The following is a 23,650-nucleotide window of genomic DNA, read 5'->3' on the forward strand; positions in this document are numbered from 1 at the left end:
GATAGGCGTACGGGTATTACAGGTCGTAATTCACTTGTAACCAGAACTGACGGCCTGGATCGTAGGACTTCAGCACGCGGTCTTCGAAAACAAAGCGATCAGCAATATTTTTATTATTCAGAATATTGTTCACCTCAACCGAGAAACCGAAACCATGAGCAAAGTCGGGTTTCCAGCCGAGGCGGGTATCCCATGTGTATTTGCTGGCAAAATTTTGCTTGGTGTATTTGCGTAATTGGCCATATTCAGGATCAACAGCGTAGGCGTTGTCGTACCGAACGGCTTGGCTGCGGGCTCCCCACCATTGAAGGCGGTTATACCAAGTAACATCGTATTCATCCCATACACTGGTAAGTTCGAGGTTTAACTTGATGGGTGAGTTAAAGCTGGTTGAAGGTAGTTTTGAGGCGTCAATAACTTTACCGTCATACCAGACTTTATTCAGATTGACTTTATTGGCGGGATCGAAAGAGTTATAGCCAGCATCTTTTGGTGTATTACTTTCTGTTTGTTGCCATGTGAAAGACGCATTCATAACATGAGAAGCTTCAGCCCATTCCCATGGTTGGCTATTTTTCACGGATAAAGTGACTGTATCATGAGAACTACGACCACCATTGTCATACATGCGAATACTGCGTTTGTCGGCATCGCGGGTGTCATATTTGGTGCGAGTTCTGACTTCGTCATACCCTTCACGGTGTACGTATTGTAAGCGCCACGTAGTCGAAAGGATCTCTTGTTGCAGTGCTAAGGTGAGCTCATCGTTATAGGGGGTTTTTAGTGAATCAATTCCCTCATAATCTTTTTTATTATCCCAGTCATTTAAACTTGGGTCTAATGAACATCCCCAATTACAGTTTTGCATTCCTGCATTTTGAGCGCCATATAAGGCATAGGTGAGCATTGAACGACCATAATAGCGATTGGCACCCGCTATTAATAGCGTTGAGTTATCACCAAAAACGTCATATGAGCCAGAAAGTCTAGGCGCGATATTTGTGCGGCTCACAAAATCATCGCGGTCTAAACGAACTCCTGGACGCAGTGTTAACTTGTCATATTGCAGGTTGTCATCAAGAAATAATGCGTAATTGGTATAATCTGCGGAGTGTTTACCGGCTTGGAAGCGAGTGACGTTAGTGAGTTGCCCATTCCAATAGTCATTTTTATCAATAACGCCTGAATAGTTATAACGATAAAAGTCACTATCTCGCTTATATGTTCCTTTGGTATAGCTTATTTCACTACCAATTGTAGGGGTATGACTAATCCCTAATCCATCATTCATTGGCGTGAATCGCATAACGGCTTTTGCTGTTTGGCTATTTTGTTCAGAAATTAAATCGCCTTGTCCACCACTACGTAGATATTTTCGGTTATCCCAATTATAGTCAGAATCCATTGCGAGAACTTCGACATAATAGTTCTGGTCATTAGCGCGTTCATCTTTTAGCTGTTGGGTACTTGCTGTAAGCTCTAACTGGCCCATATCAAATTGATGTTTGAAGATACCAGTAAAGCCTAGGCCTTTATGTGTACTGTCATAGCCAGAATTCATTATAGTGGAAGTAAATAAGCGACTATCATAGTTAGCATAGTTTGCGGAAAGGTCAAAAGAACTTTTATCAGATAGATCAAAGGTATATTTCAAAAAATAGTTATCGGAAGTTCTTTTTTGATTTTTTTTCCCTGTCAGCCCATCTGTCATTTCTAACTCGCCATCGCCGTTGATCATTGCGGCACCATCATTGGCGAGAGTCATCGGAATGGTCGAACTGCGGCGTGAAGCAGAGAAGACAATCCCTGAATTTTCGCTAACCCCTAATTCAAACCAGCCACCAAAGTCATTTTTATCGTAGCGATTTTGGAAACGTGCAGGGTTGGCAGTGTCATTCTTAGTGGTATCAATGCCTTGGCTTGAATCGTGGAATAAGTTGTTCCAGCCCGAACGTGTTAAGCGGTAATAGGCATGGGCGCTGTTCTCTCCTTGCCAGCGGCGGCTATTCACTTCAACGGTACCCCCCGTAAAGCCACCAAATTCGACAGGAATGTTGTTATCGTACACCGTCATGCTGTCAATCAGGCGGCTATCGATGTAAATCCCTTGGTCGCTGCTACTTAAGCGAGTTGCCGTTTCCCCTAAACCGCTATCGGCAGGGTCAAAGTCATTATTAAAACTCACGCCATCAAGGCGATAGGCATTTTGGTAGCTGCTTGAACCGTGGATTGACACGCGGGAAGGTTTAATTTCCCCTTGGTTCATGGAGTTGCTGTCATTGTTAGCAAATTGCACTGCAGGGTTGGTTTTCATCAGATCAGTAATGTTGCCATCACCCGTATTTTTTTGGCTGATCTCTTCGGCGGTAACATATTGCGGTGCTGACATCACATCGGTTGCAGGGTGATTTTGTACCACACCCGAGACTTGGGTTTCAGGTAAAACCAATGTGCCTTGGTTTAGATTTTGCTGACGGATCACGAAAACGCCGTTTTCACTGACAAGTTCTAACCCGCTACCGATAAGTATTTTTTGTAATGCGGTTTGTGCGGAGTAATTGCCAGACAGTGCAGGGGCACGTAAGCCATTAAGCTGACTTTTATCGTACAGCAGTTGAACTTGGCCTTGGCGGCTAATTTCTGCAACGGAGGTTGCAAGTGATTGTTCGGGTAGTGAAAATGCCAGCTCTTGTGCAGCTGCGGATTGGCAAACTATTGCGCTACCAACTGCCACAGCAAGGGCAAGCGGCTTTAACCGGCCTTGAGTAAACTGAATAGACATGGATATCCCTTATTCTTAAGCTGCACAAAAAGTGTGCGGAAAATAGTCAGTAAAAAACGAACTACTTAAGAAGAGGGTGAAATGAGAATTATCCTCACCTGCAAATGAAAATATTTTTCATTTATTTTTTTTGTTGTTGATAATCAAAATGTTATTTTTATCTTGATAGACAACTTGGACAGGTAATAGCGAAGGAAGTGCTTGAAAAAACAAATTCGGCTGGCGGATATTGATACGCCCTGAGATTTTACTGTTTGCTAATGTGGCAGGTGAAAGCTCAACATTGACGGCAGAATAGTTTTTGAGTTCAGCGAGTACTTCAGCAAGGGGTTTATCTACAAAAACCAATTCGCCAAAGCGCCAGCGCGCGACATCCTGCGCATCCACGTGTTGTCGGGTAATTTTGCTGCTCGGGCTGGCACTGATCGCGCTATCGCCTGCGAGCAAAAAAATAGGGTGGGAGTTTGGTTCACTTTGGAAGCTCACAATGCCTTGGCTAACATTCACCGAAACCTGCTGCGCGGCCTTATTCACTTCAAACTCGGTACCGACAACCTGAATGCGCCGTTGGTCAGTCTGAATAACAAAGGGGCGATAAGGGTTTGATTTTACCTTGAAATATGCATTTCCTTCATCAAGAAACAGGTTACGCACAGGTGTCTCATAGGCAATTCGGACACGGGTGTGGCGGTTGAGAAATAATTGAGAACCATCGGGAAGCGTGACTTCTTTTGGAGTATCAGTCGTCACCAACGTCATGTTATTCAATAACATGGAAGGTAGATGACTATAAGGTAAAAATAAAATAGCGGCGATAAAAAATGCGGCTAATGTATTACCCAGCGGCCGCCAGAGGCGAAAAAAAGGGCGTTTTTCACTTGCCTCTTTTTTAGCACTGGCAGGGCGAGGCATTGCATCAAAATCACGCCATACTGACGCCATTGAGTCATAGGCTTTTGCATGTTCAGAGGACGCCGCAAGCCATTGTTTAAATTGCGCGGTTTCCTGTTCACTGATGCGTTGGCTGTGCATTCGGGTAAACCAAAGCGCAGCCTCTTCATCAATGCGGTCTATATCCTCTGATTCGTGCAAAGGCTCGTGTGTCATGACTATTTATTGCCCTGATTATCAAGGTGTTTTTTACAATGAACTAGCGCCGCCGCAATGTGTTTTTCCACCATACTGATTGAGATTTCCATTCGCTCAGCGATTTCACTTTGTGATAACCCATCAAAACGATACAGCAAAAAAGCTTCTCGTCGACGAGGAGGCAAAGTTTCAAGGGCTTCACTTAACTGTTGAATACGTTGCTGATGCTCCAATATTTCACTGGGATCAGCTTCACGTTGCTCTAAACTGTGTTCATGTGCGATCTCATCAATGGTAGTTTCTGATTTCGTTTGGCGCAGGTTACGTCGCCAATGGTCAATCAACACATGATTTGCAATTTTAAACAGGTAAGCGCGGCTCTCTTTTACAGGTGTTTGTTCCTTGCGATTAAGCCATAGTGTAAACACATCCTGTGATAAATCATCAGCATCGTTGCTGTTGTCTAGCCGATTGCGGAAAAACCGAACAAGTTGGCTATAAGTTGACTGATACGCACCGCTAATTTTGCGGGCAAGGGATTTATCGATGGTCATTTTACTGGTGTCAATGTTATCAAAGTGCGCAAATAACAGGATGGGAGCCCTAAATGCGCTGATGAATAATCCGCTCAGATTACTTTTTATTATAAATCAATATCTTATTTTAATTATTGTGTTTTTAATAATAATAATGAATATCATTTTTGTTTGTATTATGCCTATAATCTGCAAAAAATAAAGTCGAGAGGCAGAATATGAGCAGTATAACGGGCAAGTTAGAACGCCCGATTTTCCGTCCACTGGGCGGTTTGGCGTTGAGTTGTCTTTTCCACGGAACACTAGCAATTATTTTTATTGGATGGTTTACGTCTTCCATCCCCAAAACAGGCGTATTGCCACCAGCAATTTCTTTGCAACTCGGGGTTTATCAGCTAGAGCAGCAAGCGGAGCCTGAGGTGAACCATGCGCCTAAACAGCAAGTGGTGACTCGCGAGGAAACCTTGCCAGAAGTGGTGGAAAAAGCAGAGAAATTGCCTGAAACTGCACTGGTGGATAACGGTACGTTAACGAAAGTGACGGAGAAAAAACGCCCACCAAAGAAAAAAATGCCTCAAGAGAAAAAAGTGTTTGAAGATGCCCCTGTGACAACCCAAGAGTCTGCAGTGACATCCGCACCCGCGTCAGGAAGTGAATCCAGCAGCAGTGCAAACTTTTCTAGCAATGCCTCAATGGCAGTAAGTGGTCACCAAGGGTGGCAAAGCGAAGTCCATCAACGCATTGCAAAAACAAAGCGTTACCCACGAGCAGCGCTGCGTTTTCGCTCAACAGGGGTTTCCCAAGTGAAAGTGGTGCTGGATAGCAAAGGGGAAGTTGTCACCGCGAGTTTGTTTAATTCGTCAGGCACAAAAATTTTAGATAAAGAGGCCATTGCAACAATTTCACGCGCGGCACCTTTTCCAGTACCGCCAGAAACCTTATTAGTTGATGGACGTGTTGAATTTATTGCTCCGATTGTGTTTGATACAACCTCAATTTAAGCGCTATTTTTCCGATTGTGACGGCTTGCGTTTTGACGCAGGCCGTTTTGGTCGATAAGGACGAGGCTCTTTTTTGCGCCGCAATCGGACTGGTTTTGCGCGAATAGCCGGCTCATCGCTTTGGTTATCTACTTCATTTTCTTCGTTATTTTCTTCAGTATTTACCACTAACGGTGGTGGCTGTTTGTGGCCTTTCTTTTTCTTCAATTTCAGTAAGGTATTGGCCAAAACAAAACCTATGCACAACGCGAATAAAATAAAAATACGTAATACATTGGTGCTGTTATCTGCTTGCTGAATTTCCGCTGCCAGCAATTCGGTATCAATTGTCAGGCGTAAGTAGCCTTTCGGTTCTTTCGCGCCTTGAATAGGGACAACGAGTTGATATTGAAAGTTTTGCAGCGAAGAATTATTGTCAATGGCAAGGCGTTCTTTGACTGTTGTTGGTTCTCCAACTTGAGTGACCAATGTCCCACTCGCGGTGTAGATACTCGCATCTAAAATATAGCGGTCTTTTGCCACATTATTTAAATTGGCATTAATTCGTTCCAAATTAAAATCTTTGCTGCCAGGAACAATATAATCAGATAAGCTGAAAGCAACCTGTTCAGCAAGAACATAAGTCAATTGTTTAAATTGCTCGATTCGGCTTTGATTTTGGCTATAACCTAAATAGGAAATGCCGTGCATCAGTAAAGTTACCAGCGCAACGCAGATAACGATAATGACAGTTTTATGTAGCCTGAAGGTGCGTTTCATTGCTTTATTGGTGCTCTCGACTTATTTTGAGTATAAAGATAGCCTTATACTCAAGTAATAGGGGTTTATATTTCGTTTTCACAGTAAAAACGTAAGGTTATAAAGCCTTAAAGTTTAGTATAGTGGCTTCGTTCGGCTACTCGCAACACATCATTATAAAAAAGTTATTTCGATTACAGGAGCGCATTTTCATGTCAACGAGTTTGACCTATTGTTACCTACCCGACGAAATCCAAAAATGGCCTGGTTTGCCTCTCTCTTTAAGTGGGGAAGAAGTGATGCCCCTTGATTATCGTGCTGGTGACAGTGGGTGGTTGCTCTATGGTCGCGGTTTAGATAAAGCGAGGATTAGTAATTTCCAACAACGTCTAGGAATTGCGATTGTGATTGTGTCTTCATGGCGCATTGATGACTACCAAGTTGTAAGGATAGCAGGCAGCATCACGCCAAGAATTAAAAAGCTCGCTGACGAATGTCTATTAGACGTGGTGCCATTAGGGCAAATCCCGCGCTTACGTTCTCCGGGGATATTGTTGATGGATATGGACTCCACTGCTATCCAAATCGAATGTATTGATGAAATCGCTCGCTTAGCAGGGGTAGGTGAGCAAGTGGCCGAGGTCACTGAGCGTGCAATGCAGGGGGAACTGGATTTTACCGAAAGCCTACGTGCCCGTGTCGCATTATTGGAAGGCGCAGATGCAGCTATCTTAGATAAAGTCTTAGAAACACTGCCATTAATGCCTGGGTTAACGAACCTTGTTCGTAAGCTACAAGCGATGAACTGGCATATTGCAATAGCCTCAGGCGGTTTTACGTTTTTCGCCGACAACCTAAAACAAAAACTCAAATTAGTGGCGGCTGTCGCGAATCAGCTTGAAGTGAAAAATGGCAAGCTAACAGGGAAAGTTAAAGGGCCGATTGTTGATGCAAAATATAAAGCGCAAACCCTAGTAAAACTGGCGGAAAAACTCGAGATCCCAATAGAGCAAACCGTGGCGATCGGCGATGGTGCCAATGACCTAAAAATGATCCGCAAGGCAGGTCTAGGCATAGCGTACCATGCGAAACCAAAGGTATATGCGAGAGCAAAAGTGGCGATTCGTCATGCGGATCTCATGGGGGTGTTGTGTGTATTAAGCGGGGGCCTGAAGCACGAGGAACGCTAAATATTCTTCATATTTCGTGCTGTGGCGGTGTTGGCTTCACTCGGCTGCTTGGGTCACATACTTGTGTATGCTCCCCAAAACATCCTCCTTTGCCGCCTTGCCACAACACGAACTATTTTGAATATTATGAGATTGATTTAACGTTAAATTAAGAGATAAAAGAGTTTGCTGTGGCGGTGTTGGCTTCACTCGGCTGCTTGGGTCACATACTTGTGTATTCTCCCGAAGACATCCTCTTTTGCCGCCTTATTCTTCATGGTTTGCGCTGTAGCGGTGTTGGCTGCGCTCGCTAACCCTAGTCACATACTGGTGTATGCTCCTAGGGCTTAGCTTCACTTGCCGCCTTGCTACAACACAACCCATTTTGAATATTAAGCTAATTTAATTTTCGAGATTTCAAGACTAAAGAACATTAGAACACTGTGGTTCGTCGGTTGTAATACAGAATAATTTTAACGAGGAGTTTGGTGTGGCGAAAGGGGTGAAAAGGGCGTTTGTCTGTAATGAATGCGGGGCGGATTATCCGCGTTGGCAGGGGCAATGCAGTGCTTGCCATGCATGGAATACGATTACGGAAGTGCGTCTTGCCTCAACAAACTCGGCTTCACGTAATGACCGTTTAACGGGATATGCAGGGAATGCGGCGGGGGTGAGTAAAGTTCAGAAACTCTCTGATATCAGCCTTGAAGAATTGCCTCGCTTTACGACAGGTTTTAAAGAGTTTGACCGTGTATTAGGCGGTGGTGTCGTGCCAGGAAGTGCTATTCTGATCGGCGGAAACCCAGGAGCGGGTAAAAGTACCTTACTGCTGCAAACCATGTGTTTGTTATCTCGCGAAATGAAAACCCTGTATGTCACGGGGGAAGAGTCATTGCAACAGGTGGCGATGCGCGCGCACCGATTAGGTTTGCCGACAGATTCGCTCAATATGCTCTCTGAGACCAGCATCGAACAAATTTGTTTAACCGCAGAGCAAGAACAGCCCAAATTAATGGTGATTGACTCCATCCAGGTGATGCATATGGCGGATATTCAATCGTCACCAGGCAGTGTTGCGCAAGTTCGTGAAACGGCAGCCTATTTAACGCGTTTTGCTAAAACGCGCGGTGTCGCCATCATTATGGTGGGTCACGTGACCAAAGACGGATCTCTGGCAGGGCCCAAAGTGCTTGAACACTGTATTGACTGCTCAATTATGCTAGATGGTGATGCAGATAACCGTTTCCGGACTTTACGCAGCCATAAAAACCGTTTTGGGGCAGTGAATGAATTAGGGGTGTTTGCGATGACAGAGCAAGGCCTCAAAGAAGTGAGCAATCCCTCCGCGATTTTCTTAAGTCGTGGCGATGAAATTACGTCTGGGAGTTCCGTGATGGTGGTATGGGAAGGAACGCGCCCACTGCTGGTGGAAATCCAAGCGCTGGTCGATCACTCAATGATGTCGAACCCACGCCGTGTTGCGGTTGGTTTAGAGCAAAACCGCTTAGCTATTTTATTGGCGGTGTTGCACCGCCACGGTGGTTTGCAAATGTCGGATCAAGACGTGTTTGTGAATGTAGTTGGGGGCGTAAAAGTGACTGAAACCAGTGCTGATCTCGCTTTACTATTGTCTCTCGTATCCAGTTTCCGTGACAGGCCATTACCGCGTGACCTTGTTGTCTTTGGCGAAGTCGGGTTGGCGGGTGAAATTCGTCCAGTACCAAGTGGGCAAGAGCGTATTTCAGAGGCGGCAAAACACGGTTTTAAACGCGCTATTGTCCCCCATGCCAATATGCCGAAAAAATCACCACCAGATATGAAAGTGTATGGGGTGAAGAAATTAGCGGATGCATTAAGTATTTTGGATGAGCTATAACGCTTAGAGCAAAAAGGAAAAACCATGGCTGAATTTGACTATCTAAAAAACGCGATCAAAAGAGCGGGCTATACGCTTCAACAGGTTGCGGATGCGACAGATATGACCAAAGGCTATCTCAGCCAGTTGATTAACGACAAAATTAAGAGCCCAAGTGCCCAAAAAATCGCCGCGCTTCATCGCTTTCTTGGGTTGGAATTCCCCAATCAGCAAAAAACGATTGGTGTGGTTTTTGGTAAATTTTACCCGCTACATACGGGGCATATCTATCTTATTCAGCGGGCGTGTAGCCAAGTGGATGAGTTGCACATTATTTTGTGCCACGATGAACCTCGTGATAAAGAGCTGTTCGTCAATAGCTCCATGTCCCAACAGCCTACGGTGAGCGACAGATTGCGTTGGTTGCTACAAACCTTTAAATATCAAAAAAATATTCATATTCATTCGTTTGATGAACAAGGTATCGAGCCTTATCCACACGGTTGGGAAGTGTGGAGCGATGGAATGAAAGGCTTTTTGAAAAAGCACAATATTAATCCAAGTTTTATTTATTCAGGGGAAGCGAACGATGCCCCCCGCTATAAGAAATACTTGGGTATTGAAACCATTCTCATCGACCCAGAACGCACGTTTATGAATATCAGCGGTAATCAAATCCGCCAAGCGCCATTTCGTTATTGGGAATATATTCCGACTGAAGTGAAGCCATTCTTTGTGCGTAAAGTGGCGATTTTAGGTGGTGAATCTAGTGGGAAATCCACACTGGTCAATAAGTTGGCCAATATCTTTAATACATCCAGTGCTTGGGAATATGGCCGTGATTATGTTTTTAGCCATTTAGGTGGTGACGAAATGGCGCTGCAATATTCGGATTATGACAAAATCGCGCTGGGGCATGCTCAATATATTGATTTTGCAGTAAAATATGCGAATAAAGTGGCGTTTATCGATACAGACTTTGTGACCACGCAAGCATTCTGTTTACGTTATGAAGGTAAAGAGCATCCATTTGTTCAAGCGCTAATCGATGAGTATCGATTTGATTTGGTTATCGTTCTAGAGAACAACACGCCATGGGTCGCCGATGGCTTGAGAAGTTTAGGCAGCGACAAAGACCGAAAAGCGTTTCAAAATTTACTCATTGAAATGCTTAAGAAAAATAATATTGAGTTTGTCCGTGTGGAGTCCTCAGACTACGATACGCGCTTCTTGGAGTGTATCTCATTAGTTCAACAGTTACTGATGTTGGACGAACTATAAATCCCCCAATAAAAACGGTGCTATTTGGGCACCGTTTTATTACCTCTATCCCTTAAAAGCGCAGACGTTAGAAGAATTAAGCGGCAATTCATTATATTCAAAATAATTCGGCTTGCAGGTAGGCGGCGAGTGAAACTAAGCCCTAGGAGCATACATCAGTATGTGACTAGGGTTAGTAAACGAAGCCAACATCGCTGCAAGCCGAAGAATAAAGAAGATTACTTCGTCATTCTTTTGTATTTCATCCGATGCGGCTGCAACGCTTCTGCACCTAACGTCCGCTTCTTGTAATCTTCATACTCAGAGAAGTTACCTTCGAAGAACGTAATATTACCTTCATCTTGATAATCAATGATATGCGTAGCGATACGGTCAAGGAACCAACGGTCATGGGAAATAACCATTGCACAACCTGGGAACTCTAACAGCGCATTTTCTAATGCACGTAAAGTTTCTACGTCGAGGTCGTTGGTTGGTTCATCGAGTAACAGCACGTTACCGCCCACTTGCAGCAGTTTTGCTAAGTGTAAACGACCACGCTCACCACCAGATAGCTCGCCAACACGTTTACCTTGGTCAACGCCTTTAAAGTTAAAGCGGCCAACGTAAGCACGGCTTGGGATCTCGAAATTGCCGATGCGCATGATGTCTTGTCCGTTAGAAATTTCTTCCCATACGGTTTTGCTGTCATCCATTGAGTCACGGAATTGGTCAACAGACGCAATTTTTACTGTCTCACCCAAGGTGACTGTGCCTGAGTCAGGTTGCTCTTGGCCTGAAATCATACGGAACAGAGTGGACTTACCCGCACCGTTTGGACCGATAATCCCAACAATGGCCCCTTTAGGAATGGAAAAATTCAGGTTATCGATTAATACGCGGTCGCCATAAGATTTGCTGAGGTTTTCAACTTCGATCACTTTGTCACCTAAACGTGGTCCAGGTGGAATAAAGAGTTCGCTTGTTTCATTACGTTTTTGATATTCAACGTTATTAAGTTCTTCAAAACGAGCCAGACGCGCCTTACCTTTCGATTGACGGCCTTTTGGATTTTGGCGGATCCATTCAAGTTCTTTCTCGATAGACTTACGGCGAGCGGCTTCAGTTGATGCTTCTTGCGCCAAACGTTCATCTTTTTGCTCAAGCCATGAAGAATAGTTGCCTTCCCATGGAATACCTTCGCCACGGTCAAGTTCGAGGATCCAACCGGCAACGTTATCTAAGAAGTAACGGTCATGCGTGATGGCCACAACGGTGCCTTCGTAGTCATGTAAGAAGCGCTCTAACCACGCAACGGATTCGGCATCCAAGTGGTTGGTTGGCTCATCGAGCAGCAGCATGTCTGGTTTTTCCAGCAGCAGGCGGCAAATTGCCACACGGCGGCGTTCACCCCCAGAGAGGTTTTCGATTTTTGCATCCCAAGCGGGTAAACGCAGCGCATCAGCGGCACGTTCCAGTTGGTTATCTAAATTGTGGCCATCTTGCGCGGAAATAATCGCTTCTAACTCACCTTGTTCTTTGGCCAGTTTATCGAAATCTGCACCTTCCTCAGCGTAAGCTGCGTAAACTTCATCTAAACGTGTTAATGCACGTTTAACTTCGCCAACAGCCTCTTCCACTGCTTCACGCACTGTGTGCTCAAGGTTTAGTTTAGGTTCCTGTGGTAAGTAGCCAATTTTTAAACCAGGTTGTGGGCGTGCTTCACCTTCGATATCGGTATCAATACCCGCCATGATGCGCAGTAATGTTGATTTACCCGCACCGTTGAGACCTAAAACACCGATCTTAGCCCCTGGGAAGAAGCTCAGAGAGATATTTTTTAAAATATGACGTTTCGGTGGAACAATCTTTCCAACTCGATACATACTATAAACGAATTGAGCCAAGTTATTTACCTTTTGTTTTATAAAGGGAATTTTAATTTTATGCAGCTTTATGTACTTCAAGGGGAAATACCCTAAAGAGCAGAGAAAAACCGCGATAAATTGTTTGTCCTGAACTATACCTGAACATCAGAGGATCATCCATCCCTCCCCGTTATCAGATGAGAGAGATAGACAGATAACAGCGGTGTTTTATTTTTAAACATTTACTTTTCTAGTGCTGACTGTATAGTGAATCGATACGCTATACAGGGAGTGAATTGTGATAAAAAGTTTTAAGCACAAAGGAATAGAGCGTTTTTTTAGGATGGGAATGACCTCAGGTATTCAAGCGAAACATATTACAAAATTACGGATACAGCTTACTGCGTTAAATACGGCCAAAAGACCACAAGATATGTCTGCACCAAGTTGGAAACTCCATCAGCTAAAAGGTGCAGATTTGCAAAGCCATTGGTCAATATCCGTCAATGGAAATTGGCGGTTAACGTTTAAATTTGAGGGTGAAGATGCCATCCTCGTTGATTATCAAGATTATCATTAAGGTGAAAATCATGAATAAAATGCATAACCCTGTACACCCTGGTATGGTGCTGCGTGAGTATTTAGAGGGAATTTCAGTGACAGACGCTGCGAAAGGGCTGGGTGTCACACGTGCAACATTATCACGTATTCTTAATGGTAGCAGTGGCGTTTCGGCAGATATGGCGATCCGCTTGGAAATGGCATTAGGAACCAGTGCAAAGATGTGGGTAGAAATGCAGGCTCAATATGAGCTGTGGCAAGCCTCTTTAGCAGAGCGGCCAGCAATCAAACCTTTATTTCCGACTCAAGTGGATACGGAACTGCATAAATGATACGTAAAAGACTGTAAAACAGGTCAATTCAGGAACTCTCCGCTGTTGCTCGATAAAAACTTTCGGTAGCATTAACATTATTGATATATGTTTAATATACCCGTAATCCTTCAAGTTGCAGCGCTTTTCGTTTAAGTATAAGTGACTGCGCTCAGCTAGCCGAGTCACATAGTTTATCTATGCTTCCCGTCTATCTTCGCTTGTCGCTTACATGCAACTCGAATTATTTGGGGTATATATAGGTTATGGGTTCTCCTGTATTTTGACTTTAGTTTAGCGATGGAGCGAGTGGATATGAAACGTTGGTTAGCGGCAGTTCCAGTGACAATGATGCTGGTTTCTAGCACCGTATGGGCAGATTCCCTACAGTCACAGCGGGATCGGTATCAAGCGATTAAAATTGCTTGGGATGCAAATAAAATGGATGAAGTGGAGCGGTTATTGCCGACGTTGCATGACTATCCTCTTTATCCCTATTTGGCTTACCGTGAGCTGACGCAAGATCTTGATATTGTTTCACCTCGTCAGGTTCAAGAGTTTATTAACGCCTACCCAACGTTACCTGTTGCTAAGAATTTAAAAACACGTTTTGTCAACGAACTTGCTCGTCGCCAAGAATGGAAATCACTGCTTGAATTTAGCCCTGAAGCGCCAAAACCCGCTGAAGCACAGTGTAATTTCTACTTCGCAAACTGGGCGGTAGGAAATAAGCAAGTGGCTTGGCAAGGCGCTGAAAAAGCGTGGCTAAATGGTCATTCCATGCCTGCGGCCTGCGATAAGCTGTTTAATGAATGGGAAAAAGCGGGCTATTTAAGTGCTGAAATGGTGCTTGAACGTATTAACCTTGCGATTAAAGAAGGTAATCCGTCGATTGCTAGCTATTTAGCAAAACGCCTACCTCCGAGTTATAAAACCATCGGTGATGCATTGATTAAACTGCAAAACGAGCCAGCTTCGGTGGTTTCGTTTGCCAAAACAGTGACACCAACAGACTTTACACGCCAAGCGACTATTGCGGCATTCAACCGCTATGCTAGGCAATCACCAGACGCAGCTCGTACGGCATTAAGCAGTGTCAGTTCTGCGCAAAAAATGAATATGGCGGAGAGCCAACAGTTAAAAGACAGCATTGCATGGCAATACATGGGGGATGTGACGCCTGAACAAGCACAGTGGCGTGATGAGACGATTCAGGAAAGTCATTCAGCTTCTTTGAAAGAACGTCGTGTTCGCCTTGCGTTAGGCCAAGGGGATAAAACAGGTGTAGCTTCATGGTTAAGACAGCTTCCAGCTGAAGTGAAGAACAAGGAAGAGTGGCAATACTGGCAAGCTATCACGCTAATTGATGCAGGGAAAAAAGCGGAAGGCGAGACACTACTTCGTCAGCTAACTGAAAAACGCGGGTTTTACCCAATGGTCGCCGCGCAAGTGTTAGGGATTGATTACCCTATTTTAGTCAAAAGTGCAGTAAAACCAGATGAAAGTATCAGCCAGTTACCTGAAGTCCAACGCGTGAGAGAGCTGATGTATTGGGAAATGGATAATTTAGCGCGTTCAGAATGGGCAAGCTTGGTGGCATCCCGCCCAGCAAACCAACAAGAACAACTGGCACGTTATGCGTTCGATAATAAATGGGCGGATCTCAGCGTGCAAGCGACGATCACGGCAAAACTGTGGGATCACCTTGAAGAGCGCTTCCCATTGGCGTGGGATAAAGAATTTAATCTGTATACCAAGTCAAAAGATATACAAAAAAGTTATGCAATGGCAATCGCCCGCCAAGAAAGTGCTTGGAACCCGCAGGCACGTTCACCTGTTGGTGCGACAGGTTTGATGCAGTTAATGCCAGCAACCGCAAAACATACTGCGCAGAAGCAGGGGATTGATTATGTGAATACGAGCCAGCTAACTAACCCAACGATGAATATCGAGCTAGGGACGGCTTATCTGGAAGATGTGTATCAGCAATTTGGTAACAACCGTATCTTAGCCAGCGCAGCCTATAACGCAGGCCCATCACGAGTGACACGTTGGTTAGGAAACAGCGGTGGTCGCATCGATGCCGTGGCATTTGTTGAAAGTATTCCATTCTCGGAAACTCGCGGGTACGTGAAAAATGTGCTGTCGTATGATTTATTTTATCGTCATTTTATGGGGCAAAAGGGGAGTAAGGTTTTACTTCCCCACGAATGGAATATGAAATACTAAAAATACTCTTCATATTTCGAATAATAGGGGTGTTGGCTTCATGTGTTAGCCCTAGTCACATACTTGTGTATGCTCCTAGGGCTTAGCGTCACTCGCCGCCTACCTACAATCCGAACTATTTTGAGTATTAAGATTTGTCATATTGCGAATTGTAGGAGTGTTGGCTTCATGTGTTAGCCCTACTCACATACTTGTGTATGCTCCTAGGGCTATCCTCGCTGGTCGGCTAGTCACAACTCAAACTATTTAGCGTATTAATGCAGTAACTAAATGAAATCTGGTTATTTTTTGTATTATTGAAGCTTGAAAAGCGTTTGGTTGATGATTTCTAATTAGAGTGTGTTATTATTTGTACTAGTTAAATAGTATGGATGGATAAACGATGACAGCAAATCAACACCATGATCCGGCGCTAACAGCCGATGAGAACGCTGACTGGCTGCGCTTTGTGAATTTACTTCAATTGGCCTTTGAACAAGATATTCAATTGCCAGTTCTGCAATTATTACTCACCCCTGATGAACGAACGGCACTAGCGACTCGAGTCAGAATCGTACAAGAGCTGATGCGCGGTGAAATGAGCCAACGAGAACTAAAAAATGAGCTCGGTGTTGGGATCGCAACAATTACACGTGGGTCTAATAGCCTAAAATCAGCGCCTATTCCTGTGAAGGTGTGGCTGGAGCAACAACTCCTCTGATATTCGTCATACTTCGCACGATGACGTTGTTGACTGCTCTCGGCTACTTGGGTCACATACTTGTGTATGCTCCCCAAGCTATCCTCGCTGGTCGCCTAGTCACCGCACGAATTATCTAGAATATCTTTATTTGTTATACTTTGAATTAGTGCATATAAAAAAAGTATGGTTTCCCATACTTTGGTGTGTATAAAAGTGGTGCTTTTGCCGACATGCAATTTTAATTATTTTGAGTATAATTAGTCTTCGACTTGGTTTAGCTCTTTATAAATTTCATGCTTAATGGGAACCAAAGCCAATATCAAGGCTTGTTGGTAAACACTGGTGCGGGTTAATACACCGTCAGTGAAAAAACCGATGGCACCACCTTGTTGTTTGATATTATCGATACCCGTCAAAAAGGCCATTTCATCGCCGAGTTCACGACCTTCGCGAATACCTGCCAGAATTTTTTCTGGGATCATAATACTTGCAGAGCGAGACTCACCGCGAATTTGTTTGTGTTCAATGACAATCCAAGCGAAAGTCATGTCATCATCAATACCTGCTTCAATACCGACCCAAAAGTCGGCTTCAGGGCGAACTTGTCTTGAAGCCATCACGCGTTGCCTAGCACCTGTACGGGTTTCATTATTACCGATAGGTTGCTGTGGAACACTGCTATCGACATTAATATCTTCAATTTGATAACTGCCTGGCCCAAATACAGCATCGAAAGCTAGATTGATCGCTTTAATTTTGGCAGGGTTAGTCGTTGCAGCTATAACTTGGTACATTCATTATTTTCCTTTGAACACATACTTCGAAAAGTAATAACGGAACACATCTATGTTACAGGTTTATCTTGTTCGCCATGGCGAAACTGAATGGAATTTGGCTCGTCGCATCCAGGGACAATCTGATAGCCCTCTGACAGCCACAGGACGATTGCAAGCAAAGCAGGTGGCTGAAAGGATAAAATCAGAAGGCATTACCCATATTATCACTAGTGATATGGGGCGCACACTAGAAACTGCACAAATCATTGCAAGTGTATGCGGATGTGAAATTATCACAGAACCGCGTCTACGTGAACTAAATATGGGCGTGTTAGAGCAAAGAGCGATTGAATCATTGACGGAAGAAGAAGAACAGTGGCGCAAAAGTTTGATTGATGGCACTCGCGGTGGGCGTATCCCGAATGGTGAATCCATGGAGGAGCTCTACACTCGTATGTTTGCCGCGTTAAATAGCTGCTTAGACTTGCCTGAAGGTAGCCGACCATTATTAGTGAGTCACGGTATTGCATTGAGTTCATTAATTAGCCGTATCATGGGGGTTCCTGCATACTCAGAGCGTCGTTTACGTTTACGTAATTGCTCGTTATCTCGCGTGGATTACCAAAACAGCCCTTGGTTAGCGAGTGGTTGGATTGTTGAAACGGCAGGGGAAGTTACTCATCTTACGCAACCCGCGTTGGATGAACAGCAGGGATAGTAGTGATAGGAAAAAGGCGTTTCAACGGTGAAACGCCTTCCAATTAAGCTGCTGCAGCAACATCCGTTTTGATAGGGACATAATAGTCAAACGTATCGATGTGCGTTTTGGGGTCATCACTGTCAGGTTTTATGTTATGTAACTCTATGTTTTTTAATCGATAGTGTTCGATATCATAACCTGGTCGACGGGTTAAATTGAGTTTTGGTAAATAAACACCGTAGATTTGATACAAAAACTCTTGCAGTGCATCACGAGTTGGCACGCCACTAAATGAAAATTTGACGTAATTTCCACTCGGTAGGGTGATATTCGAGTATTGATCCGTATTGAAACTCGCATCTTCTGGTTTTACAGCCGTGGTATAAAACACTGTCTGCTCATCCTCTTTTTCGGGATTATGGATCGCATGATGCAAGCCAAAAACCTCAGAGGCAATAGTTGTCGTGTTATCCAAATAGTAGTGCCAGAACGATTGGCGCATTTTCGAACACGCAGTTGACCATTCTTCGAGAGCATATGAACAGCTTTGTTCTAAGCCAACCAGTGACAGCTCAGGCATTTGCATAAACTCATGATCAATATTGACGTGGTTATCTAAAATAATTGGCGGGCAAATACCCGCGGCGCACCATTCTTCACTGCGGCGATAAAAAGCGGGCGTTAGGTTAAACTGCTTTTTAAAGGCGCGCGTAAATGTTTGTTGCGAGTCAAAGCGATATTGCAGAGCAATATCTAAAATTGGTCGGCTGGTTAAACGTAGTGCTACAGCCGCACGAGAAAGCCTTCTGGCTCGAATATAAGCGCCAATCGCTTGGTCAGTGACCTCTTTAAACATACGTTGCAAGTGCCACTTAGAGTAGCCTGCTTTTGCGGCGACATTATCCAGCGAAAGCGGTTTATCGAGGTTATCATCTATCCAGCGAAGCAAGTCGCGAATAATATTAGTTTGATCCATGTATATCCCCAGCCAATGCGACTTATAGAACAGATATAATCTATCAATGAATTGCTATTCTATATCAAGTTATCTTTTTCGTTTATAGTAAATGAGTTGTATTTGAGAATTAGTTAGAAAAGTGAATAATTAACTCTGTAACGGTGTTTTATTGGTTTAAATTAAATAGGAAACCCAGTATGCGTTTTTCCACATTAAAAAAGGTTGTATTTGCGTCATTATTAGCGGTGACGTCTGGTTCAGCGCTCGCTGAAGAAGTTGGTTCAGTGGATACTGTGTTTAAAATTTTTGGGCCAGACCATAAAATTGTTGTTGAAGCCTTTGATGATCCCGATGTTGAAAATGTCACATGCTATTTGAGTCGTTCAAAAACGGGCGGGATCAAGGGCGGGTTGGGGTTAGCGGAAGATACTTCAGATGCAGCAATTTCCTGCCAACAAGTTGGCCCTATTGAATTGAGCGACCGCGTAAAACGCAAGCCAACAAAAGGTCAGGTTGTTTTCCAAAAAAGAACGTCGTTAGTTTTCAAAAAGCTGCAAGTGGTGCGTTTTTATGACCCAAAACGGAATGCACTAATTTATTTAACTTACTCAGATAAAATGATCGACGGTTCCCCGAAAAATGCTTTAAGTGCTGTGCCGATTATGCCTTGGTGATGCTGAGAGAGTGATAAACACAAAAAAAGCACCTGAAAAGGTGCTTTTTTACGTCGAAAAATTAGAGTGCTAATTATTCGTCTAAATCACCACAGAAACGATAGCCTTCACCGTGAATAGTCGCGATGATTTCTGGCGTGTCTGGTGTCGATTCAAAGTGTTTACGGATACGACGGATAGTTACGTCAACCGTTCTGTCGTGTGGTTTTAATTCACGACCAGTCATTTTCTTCAGTAAATCCGCACGGGTTTGAATTTTGCCCGGATTCTCACAGAAATGCAGCATCGCACGGAATTCACTACGTGGTAATTTGTAGTGTTCACCAGCAGGGCTGACTAATGAACGGCTGTTAATGTCCAATTCCCAACCATTGAATTTATAGCTTTCAACGAGGCGGCGTTCTTCAGAACCCCCTGCTAAATTCATGGTACGAGATAACAAGTTACGCGCACGAATGGTCAGTTCGCGTGGGTTAAATGGTTTGGTGATATAATCATCAGCGCCGATTTCGAGGCCAAGGATTTTATCAACTTCGTTATCACGGCCTGTTAGGAACATTAAAGCGATGCTTTCTTGTTCGCGTAACTCACGCGCCAATAATAAACCGTTTTTACCTGGTAAGTTAATATCCATGATGACTAAATTGATATCATGTTCAGAGAGAATGTTATTCATCTCCTCGCCATCAGTTGCCTCATGAACCACATAGCCTTCCGCTTCAAAGATACTTTTCAGCGTATTGCGTGTGACAATCTCATCTTCAACAATCAAAATGTGTGGGGTCTGCATAGTTGCTACCTAAGTATTAAAATAAAAATACTGAACTCACAAGCCGTTTCCAGTTAGGTGGTTATTGATATTGTTCTCTGGAAAAACACGTTTATGAGTATAAATTTGTTTTGAAATTCAACAGTGACTTTATGTTGCCGTTTCTAGCAATTGACTCTAAAAGTGAATCAAAATATAAGCACTCTCCCAATATTGGGCTGTTAACAGCAATATAACAGCTAATACTGCATTTACCACCTAAAAAACTAACTTTTGTTGATACATATCAAAATCAATTGTAGCACGTTAACAAAAATTGTTAGGGAGATAATTATATAAATTAACTTGTGGTTTAGATATCAGATAGGAGCTTAAAATTGCAGGAGCTAATGAGAAGGATTCCTGTTGGGGGTTGATATTAAAGCATTAAGTTTTTAGCGCGCTAAATATACCATAATTAATAATGCTCAATTTGTGACCGGGTTCGAATTCTAGAGGGTTATTTGCATTGCCAGAAAACGGCTTTGGAGAATCAGTGATAGCGGGAAAATAAAATAAAAACACCTATCTTAGGTTTTTATGGTGTTTAGTTTGGAAAGCCTTTTATTTTATTTTAGTTAATTGGCTTTTTTTACAATTAAGAAACATATTACTCAGTATTTTTGTTGGATAGATACCAATAAAATCATATTGATAGGTAAAAATACTTAGTTCTGGGTAGGTGATTTTACTTGGGAAGACAAAATCAAAACAACAATGAATTTTTTGTTTTTAGAGATGTACATCGCTCACAGTAAAGTCAGGGTACGTGTTATTTTTGGTTATTTAATGACCTGTTTTGAATTAAAATTTTCAAAAAGATATTAAGCTGGTAATTTTGTATTTTATGGTGCTAAAAACTGTATTTTTTACATTTGCTCTGTTTTTATTCAAGGTTTGGCTCTTTTTATAGATAATTTTTAATCAAAAAAAAGCAATTTTAGCCATGTGTTTTTACAAATAAATTTGACAATTTATAGCAATTGCTTTAACCGTATAGGAAGAAACCTAATGGATTTAATGAGACAGACAGAATTTATGCGTAATATCAGCCTGACTATTATTATTACCACCACCACCGTAACCACAGGAAACGGGGCGGGCTGACGCATCCAAAAAATAAAAATGAAAAAGCCCGCATCCCTACCAGATGCGGGCTTTTTTTTGGTGTTAATTCAGGAGAGAAATACCATGCGTGTGCTTAAATTTGGCGGTACTTCGGTTGCGAATGATGAACGAGTACTGAATGTTGCTGACATTGCTGAAAGTAAATTAGCAGATGGGCAAGTGGCTCTGGTGTTGTCAGCACCAGCAAAAATCACAAACCATCTCGTTGCAATGATTGATAAAACGGTTGCAGGTCAGGATGTCATCACGCATGTGAATGATGCCGAAATGATTTTTGCTAGCTTGTTAAAAGGATTGAAAGAAAAACAGCCTGGTTTTGAATATGACAGGTTGAAAAAACTCACTGAACAAGAATTCGCGCAAATCAAACAAGTACTGCATGGTATTACTCTTCTCGGTCAATGTCCTGATAGCATTAACGCATCAATTATTTGTCGTGGTGAAAAACTGTCAATTGCCATTATGGAGTCCGTTTTAAAAGCTCGGGGTCATAACGTCACGGTAATCAACCCTGTCGAAAGTTTATTAGCCAAGGGGCACTACCTCGAGTCTACAGTTGATATTAATGAGTCAACAAAGCGTATTGCTGATCTGAATATCCCCAAAGACCACTTTGTGTTAATGGCAGGGTTCACTGCAGGTAATGAGAAAGGGGAGTTAGTCGTTTTAGGGCGTAACGGTTCTGACTATTCAGCAGCCGTATTAGCAGCCTGTCTACGCGCAGATTGTTGTGAAATCTGGACTGATGTTGATGGTGTTTATACCTGTGACCCACGTCTTGTACCAGATGCCCGTTTATTGAAAGGGATGTCGTACCAAGAAGCCATGGAGCTTTCTTATTTCGGTGCTAAAGTTCTTCATCCTCGAACAATTGCCCCAATTGCCCAGTTCCAAATCCCTTGCCTAATCAAAAACACCACTAACTTAAGCGCTCCTGGCACCCTAATTGGTGACGGTCAAACAGATGACAGCACACCAGTAAAAGGCATTACTAACCTGAACAATATGGCGATGATCAACGTTTCAGGGCCTGGAATGAAAGGGATGGTAGGGATGGCCGCACGTATTTTCTCAGTGATGTCTCGCAAGGGGATCTCTGTCGTGCTAATCACTCAATCGTCGTCTGAATACAGTATTAGCTTCTGTGTGCCCCAAGGTGAATTACAGCGTGCACGTGCAGCTCTTGAAGAAGAGTTCTATCTAGAACTTAAAGATGGCGTATTAGACCCACTGGATGTGATGGAGCAACTGGCGATCATCTCCGTTGTTGGTGATGGCATGCGCACATTAAAAGGTATCTCAGCGCGTTTCTTCTCGGCATTGACCCGCGGTAATATCAACATAGTAGCAATCGCTCAAGGTTCGTCTGAACGCTCTATTTCTGCGGTGATTGCAAATGAGTCAGCGACAACAGCGGTTCGTCTCTGTCACCAAATGCTGTTTAATGCAGAACAAGTGATTGAAGCATTCATCGTTGGTGTTGGCGGTGTGGGTAACGCATTGATTGAACAAATTCATCGCCAACAGCAATGGTTGAAGCAAAAACACATCGATCTGCGTGTTTGCGGTATTGCTAACTCGCGCGCGATGTTGACCAATATGCAAGGCATTGATCTTGATAATTGGAAAGACGAATTAGCGCAAGCGAAAGAACCGTTTAGTTTAAGCCGTTTGATCCGTTTAGAACGTGAATATCATTTCTTAAACCCAGTGATCATCGATTGTACGTCTAACCAAGAAATTGCTGAACAATATGTGAACTTCTTAAAAGATGGCTTTAACGTGGTGACACCAAATAAGAAAGCAAACACGTTATCAATGGATTATTACCATCAATTACGTGCAGCAAGTGAAACGTCAAAGCGTAAGTTTTTATATGATACAAACGTGGGAGCGGGTCTGCCAGTTATCGAAAACCTGCAAAATTTATTGAATGCAGGTGACGAACTGGTGCACTTTAGCGGTATCTTATCAGGTTCATTATCCTTTATTTTCGGTAAGTTAGATGAAGGTATGTCATTATCTGAAGCAACAACCTTGGCGAAAGAAAAAGGTTTTACTGAGCCAGATCCTCGTGATGATTTATCAGGGATGGATGTTGCGCGTAAATTATTAATTTTAGCCCGTGAAGCAGGTTATAAATTAGAGTTACAAGATATTGAAATTGAAGCCGTTCTCCCAGCTGATTTTGACAGCTCAGGCCCAGTTCCTGAGTTTATGGCGCGTTTACCGCAACTCGATGCGCAATTTGCTGAACGCATAAAAGCCGCAGAAGCGGAACAAAAAGTGTTACGCTATGTTGGATTGATAGAAGAAGGGCGCTGCCAAGTTAAGATTGTTGCAGTGGATGGTAATGACCCGCTCTTTAAAGTCAAAAATGGCGAAAACGCATTGGCTTTCTATACACGCTATTACCAACCAATTCCTTTAGTATTAAGAGGTTATGGTGCGGGTAATGATGTTACAGCAGCGGGTGTATTTGCAGATATGTTACGTACTCTGTCATGGAAATTGGGAGTTTAATA

Annotated in this window: 20 protein-coding genes and 1 other annotated feature; of the genes, 12 read left to right on the forward strand and 8 right to left on the reverse strand. The window is 43.3% G+C overall.

Annotation, left to right across the window (positions count from 1 at the left end; all coding sequences use genetic code 11):
* Positions 1–16: 16 nt before the first annotated feature.
* The 3 genes from KDJ85_RS14205 to KDJ85_RS14215 all read right to left on the reverse strand — a co-directional run bounded on the left by KDJ85_RS14205 (position 17) and on the right by KDJ85_RS14215 (position 4,425).
* A complete protein-coding gene (locus tag KDJ85_RS14205) occupies positions 17–2,782 on the reverse strand; it encodes a secretin and TonB N-terminal domain-containing protein (protein ID WP_225820228.1) in 2,766 nt (921 codons plus the stop codon).
* A gap of 117 nt (positions 2,783–2,899) precedes the next feature.
* On the reverse strand, positions 2,900–3,889 hold the full coding sequence (locus KDJ85_RS14210; protein WP_225820229.1) for a FecR family protein: 990 nt from the start codon (positions 3,887–3,889) through the stop codon (positions 2,900–2,902).
* Positions 3,890–3,891: 2 nt separating this feature from the next.
* On the reverse strand, positions 3,892–4,425 hold the full coding sequence (locus tag KDJ85_RS14215; protein ID WP_047756334.1) for an RNA polymerase sigma factor: 534 nt from the start codon (positions 4,423–4,425) through the stop codon (positions 3,892–3,894).
* A gap of 200 nt (positions 4,426–4,625) precedes the next feature.
* Here KDJ85_RS14215 and KDJ85_RS14220 point away from each other — a divergent pair, with 200 nt between their 5' ends.
* The gene (locus tag KDJ85_RS14220; protein ID WP_225820230.1) at positions 4,626–5,408 is read left to right on the forward strand and encodes an energy transducer TonB; all 783 of its coding nucleotides are present in this window, start codon (positions 4,626–4,628) and stop codon (positions 5,406–5,408) included.
* A 3-nt stretch (positions 5,409–5,411) separates the two neighbouring features.
* On the opposite strand, the gene KDJ85_RS14225 is transcribed toward KDJ85_RS14220, so the two are convergent.
* Positions 5,412–6,167: an AhpA/YtjB family protein gene (locus KDJ85_RS14225; RefSeq protein WP_225820231.1), complete on the reverse strand. Its 756-nt coding sequence runs from the start codon at positions 6,165–6,167 to the stop codon at positions 5,412–5,414.
* A gap of 191 nt (positions 6,168–6,358) precedes the next feature.
* Between KDJ85_RS14225 and serB the strand changes: the two genes are divergently transcribed.
* The 3 genes from serB to nadR all read left to right on the forward strand — a co-directional run bounded on the left by serB (position 6,359) and on the right by nadR (position 10,451).
* Positions 6,359–7,336, forward strand: coding sequence for a phosphoserine phosphatase (gene serB, locus KDJ85_RS14230; RefSeq protein WP_225820232.1), 978 nt, complete (start codon positions 6,359–6,361; stop codon positions 7,334–7,336).
* A 469-nt stretch (positions 7,337–7,805) separates the two neighbouring features.
* Positions 7,806–9,191 carry a DNA repair protein RadA gene (gene radA / locus KDJ85_RS14235; protein WP_047756332.1) on the forward strand — a complete coding sequence of 462 codons (1,386 nt, stop codon included), beginning with the start codon at positions 7,806–7,808 and terminating at the stop codon, positions 9,189–9,191.
* A gap of 24 nt (positions 9,192–9,215) precedes the next feature.
* Positions 9,216–10,451, forward strand: a complete 1,236-nt coding sequence (gene nadR, locus KDJ85_RS14240; protein ID WP_225820233.1) for a multifunctional transcriptional regulator/nicotinamide-nucleotide adenylyltransferase/ribosylnicotinamide kinase NadR — start codon at positions 9,216–9,218, stop codon at positions 10,449–10,451.
* Between the two features lie 218 nt (positions 10,452–10,669).
* Here the strand turns inward: nadR and ettA are convergent, their stop codons facing one another.
* Entirely contained in the window at positions 10,670–12,337 is a 1,668-nt protein-coding gene (ettA, locus tag KDJ85_RS14245; RefSeq protein ID WP_225820234.1) for an energy-dependent translational throttle protein EttA, read from the reverse strand.
* 259 nt (positions 12,338–12,596) lie between these two features.
* On the opposite strand from ettA, the gene KDJ85_RS14250 reads away from it, so the two are divergent.
* From KDJ85_RS14250 to trpR, 4 genes are all read left to right on the forward strand, one after another.
* Entirely contained in the window at positions 12,597–12,878 is a 282-nt protein-coding gene (locus tag KDJ85_RS14250; protein WP_225820235.1) for a type II toxin-antitoxin system RelE/ParE family toxin, read from the forward strand.
* 10 nt (positions 12,879–12,888) lie between these two features.
* On the forward strand, positions 12,889–13,191 hold the full coding sequence (locus tag KDJ85_RS14255) for a HigA family addiction module antitoxin (RefSeq protein ID WP_225820236.1): 303 nt from the start codon (positions 12,889–12,891) through the stop codon (positions 13,189–13,191).
* A 294-nt stretch (positions 13,192–13,485) separates the two neighbouring features.
* Complete coding sequence (gene sltY / locus KDJ85_RS14260; protein WP_225820237.1) at positions 13,486–15,399, forward strand: murein transglycosylase; 1,914 nt, start codon at positions 13,486–13,488, stop codon at positions 15,397–15,399.
* A gap of 382 nt (positions 15,400–15,781) precedes the next feature.
* Positions 15,782–16,099: a trp operon repressor gene (gene trpR / locus KDJ85_RS14265; protein ID WP_225820238.1), complete on the forward strand. Its 318-nt coding sequence runs from the start codon at positions 15,782–15,784 to the stop codon at positions 16,097–16,099.
* A 239-nt stretch (positions 16,100–16,338) separates the two neighbouring features.
* Here trpR and yjjX read toward each other — a convergent pair whose 3' ends face one another.
* The gene (gene yjjX, locus KDJ85_RS14270; RefSeq protein ID WP_047756997.1) at positions 16,339–16,875 is read right to left on the reverse strand and encodes an inosine/xanthosine triphosphatase; all 537 of its coding nucleotides are present in this window, start codon (positions 16,873–16,875) and stop codon (positions 16,339–16,341) included.
* Between the two features lie 52 nt (positions 16,876–16,927).
* On the opposite strand from yjjX, the gene gpmB reads away from it, so the two are divergent.
* Positions 16,928–17,575, forward strand: a complete 648-nt coding sequence (gene gpmB / locus KDJ85_RS14275; RefSeq protein WP_225820239.1) for a 2,3-diphosphoglycerate-dependent phosphoglycerate mutase GpmB — start codon at positions 16,928–16,930, stop codon at positions 17,573–17,575.
* Positions 17,576–17,618: 43 nt separating this feature from the next.
* On the opposite strand, the gene robA is transcribed toward gpmB, so the two are convergent.
* Positions 17,619–18,533: an MDR efflux pump AcrAB transcriptional activator RobA gene (gene robA, locus KDJ85_RS14280; protein WP_206084508.1), complete on the reverse strand. Its 915-nt coding sequence runs from the start codon at positions 18,531–18,533 to the stop codon at positions 17,619–17,621.
* 179 nt (positions 18,534–18,712) lie between these two features.
* Here robA and creA point away from each other — a divergent pair, with 179 nt between their 5' ends.
* Positions 18,713–19,189, forward strand: coding sequence for a protein CreA (gene creA / locus KDJ85_RS14285; protein ID WP_225820240.1), 477 nt, complete (start codon positions 18,713–18,715; stop codon positions 19,187–19,189).
* Positions 19,190–19,262: 73 nt separating this feature from the next.
* Here creA and arcA read toward each other — a convergent pair whose 3' ends face one another.
* Positions 19,263–19,979 carry a two-component system response regulator ArcA gene (arcA, locus tag KDJ85_RS14290; protein ID WP_225820241.1) on the reverse strand — a complete coding sequence of 239 codons (717 nt, stop codon included), beginning with the start codon at positions 19,977–19,979 and terminating at the stop codon, positions 19,263–19,265.
* A 1,056-nt stretch (positions 19,980–21,035) separates the two neighbouring features.
* Here arcA and thrL point away from each other — a divergent pair.
* Together thrL and thrA are read left to right on the forward strand one after the other, a co-directional pair.
* The gene (gene thrL / locus KDJ85_RS19280; protein WP_071548816.1) at positions 21,036–21,104 is read left to right on the forward strand and encodes a thr operon leader peptide; all 69 of its coding nucleotides are present in this window, start codon (positions 21,036–21,038) and stop codon (positions 21,102–21,104) included.
* Positions 21,043–21,164, forward strand: a sequence feature (Thr leader region). (Overlaps the previous gene by 62 nt.)
* A gap of 24 nt (positions 21,165–21,188) precedes the next feature.
* The gene (gene thrA / locus KDJ85_RS14300; RefSeq protein WP_225820242.1) at positions 21,189–23,648 is read left to right on the forward strand and encodes a bifunctional aspartate kinase/homoserine dehydrogenase I; all 2,460 of its coding nucleotides are present in this window, start codon (positions 21,189–21,191) and stop codon (positions 23,646–23,648) included.
* Positions 23,649–23,650: the final 2 nt, after the last annotated feature.

This window comes from Providencia vermicola, from assembly GCF_020381325.1.
GTDB classification, from domain to species: Bacteria; Pseudomonadota; Gammaproteobacteria; order Enterobacterales; family Enterobacteriaceae; genus Providencia; species Providencia vermicola.

Coding starts and splice junctions, on each gene's coding strand:
- KDJ85_RS14220 (WP_225820230.1), top strand. CDS start 4,626: ATGAGCAGTATAACGGGCAAGTTAGAACGCCCGATTTTCCGTCCACTG.
- KDJ85_RS14205 (WP_225820228.1), bottom strand. CDS start 2,782: ATGTCTATTCAGTTTACTCAAGGCCGGTTAAAGCCGCTTGCCCTTGCT.
- gpmB (WP_225820239.1), top strand. CDS start 16,928: ATGTTACAGGTTTATCTTGTTCGCCATGGCGAAACTGAATGGAATTTG.
- yjjX (WP_047756997.1), bottom strand. CDS start 16,875: ATGTACCAAGTTATAGCTGCAACGACTAACCCTGCCAAAATTAAAGCG.
- robA (WP_206084508.1), bottom strand. CDS start 18,533: ATGGATCAAACTAATATTATTCGCGACTTGCTTCGCTGGATAGATGAT.
- sltY (WP_225820237.1), top strand. CDS start 13,486: ATGAAACGTTGGTTAGCGGCAGTTCCAGTGACAATGATGCTGGTTTCT.
- trpR (WP_225820238.1), top strand. CDS start 15,782: ATGACAGCAAATCAACACCATGATCCGGCGCTAACAGCCGATGAGAAC.
- KDJ85_RS14255 (WP_225820236.1), top strand. CDS start 12,889: ATGAATAAAATGCATAACCCTGTACACCCTGGTATGGTGCTGCGTGAG.
- nadR (WP_225820233.1), top strand. CDS start 9,216: ATGGCTGAATTTGACTATCTAAAAAACGCGATCAAAAGAGCGGGCTAT.
- KDJ85_RS14210 (WP_225820229.1), bottom strand. CDS start 3,889: ATGACACACGAGCCTTTGCACGAATCAGAGGATATAGACCGCATTGAT.
- creA (WP_225820240.1), top strand. CDS start 18,713: ATGCGTTTTTCCACATTAAAAAAGGTTGTATTTGCGTCATTATTAGCG.
- thrA (WP_225820242.1), top strand. CDS start 21,189: ATGCGTGTGCTTAAATTTGGCGGTACTTCGGTTGCGAATGATGAACGA.
- KDJ85_RS14225 (WP_225820231.1), bottom strand. CDS start 6,167: ATGAAACGCACCTTCAGGCTACATAAAACTGTCATTATCGTTATCTGC.
- KDJ85_RS14215 (WP_047756334.1), bottom strand. CDS start 4,425: ATGACCATCGATAAATCCCTTGCCCGCAAAATTAGCGGTGCGTATCAG.
- serB (WP_225820232.1), top strand. CDS start 6,359: ATGTCAACGAGTTTGACCTATTGTTACCTACCCGACGAAATCCAAAAA.
- arcA (WP_225820241.1), bottom strand. CDS start 19,979: ATGCAGACCCCACACATTTTGATTGTTGAAGATGAGATTGTCACACGC.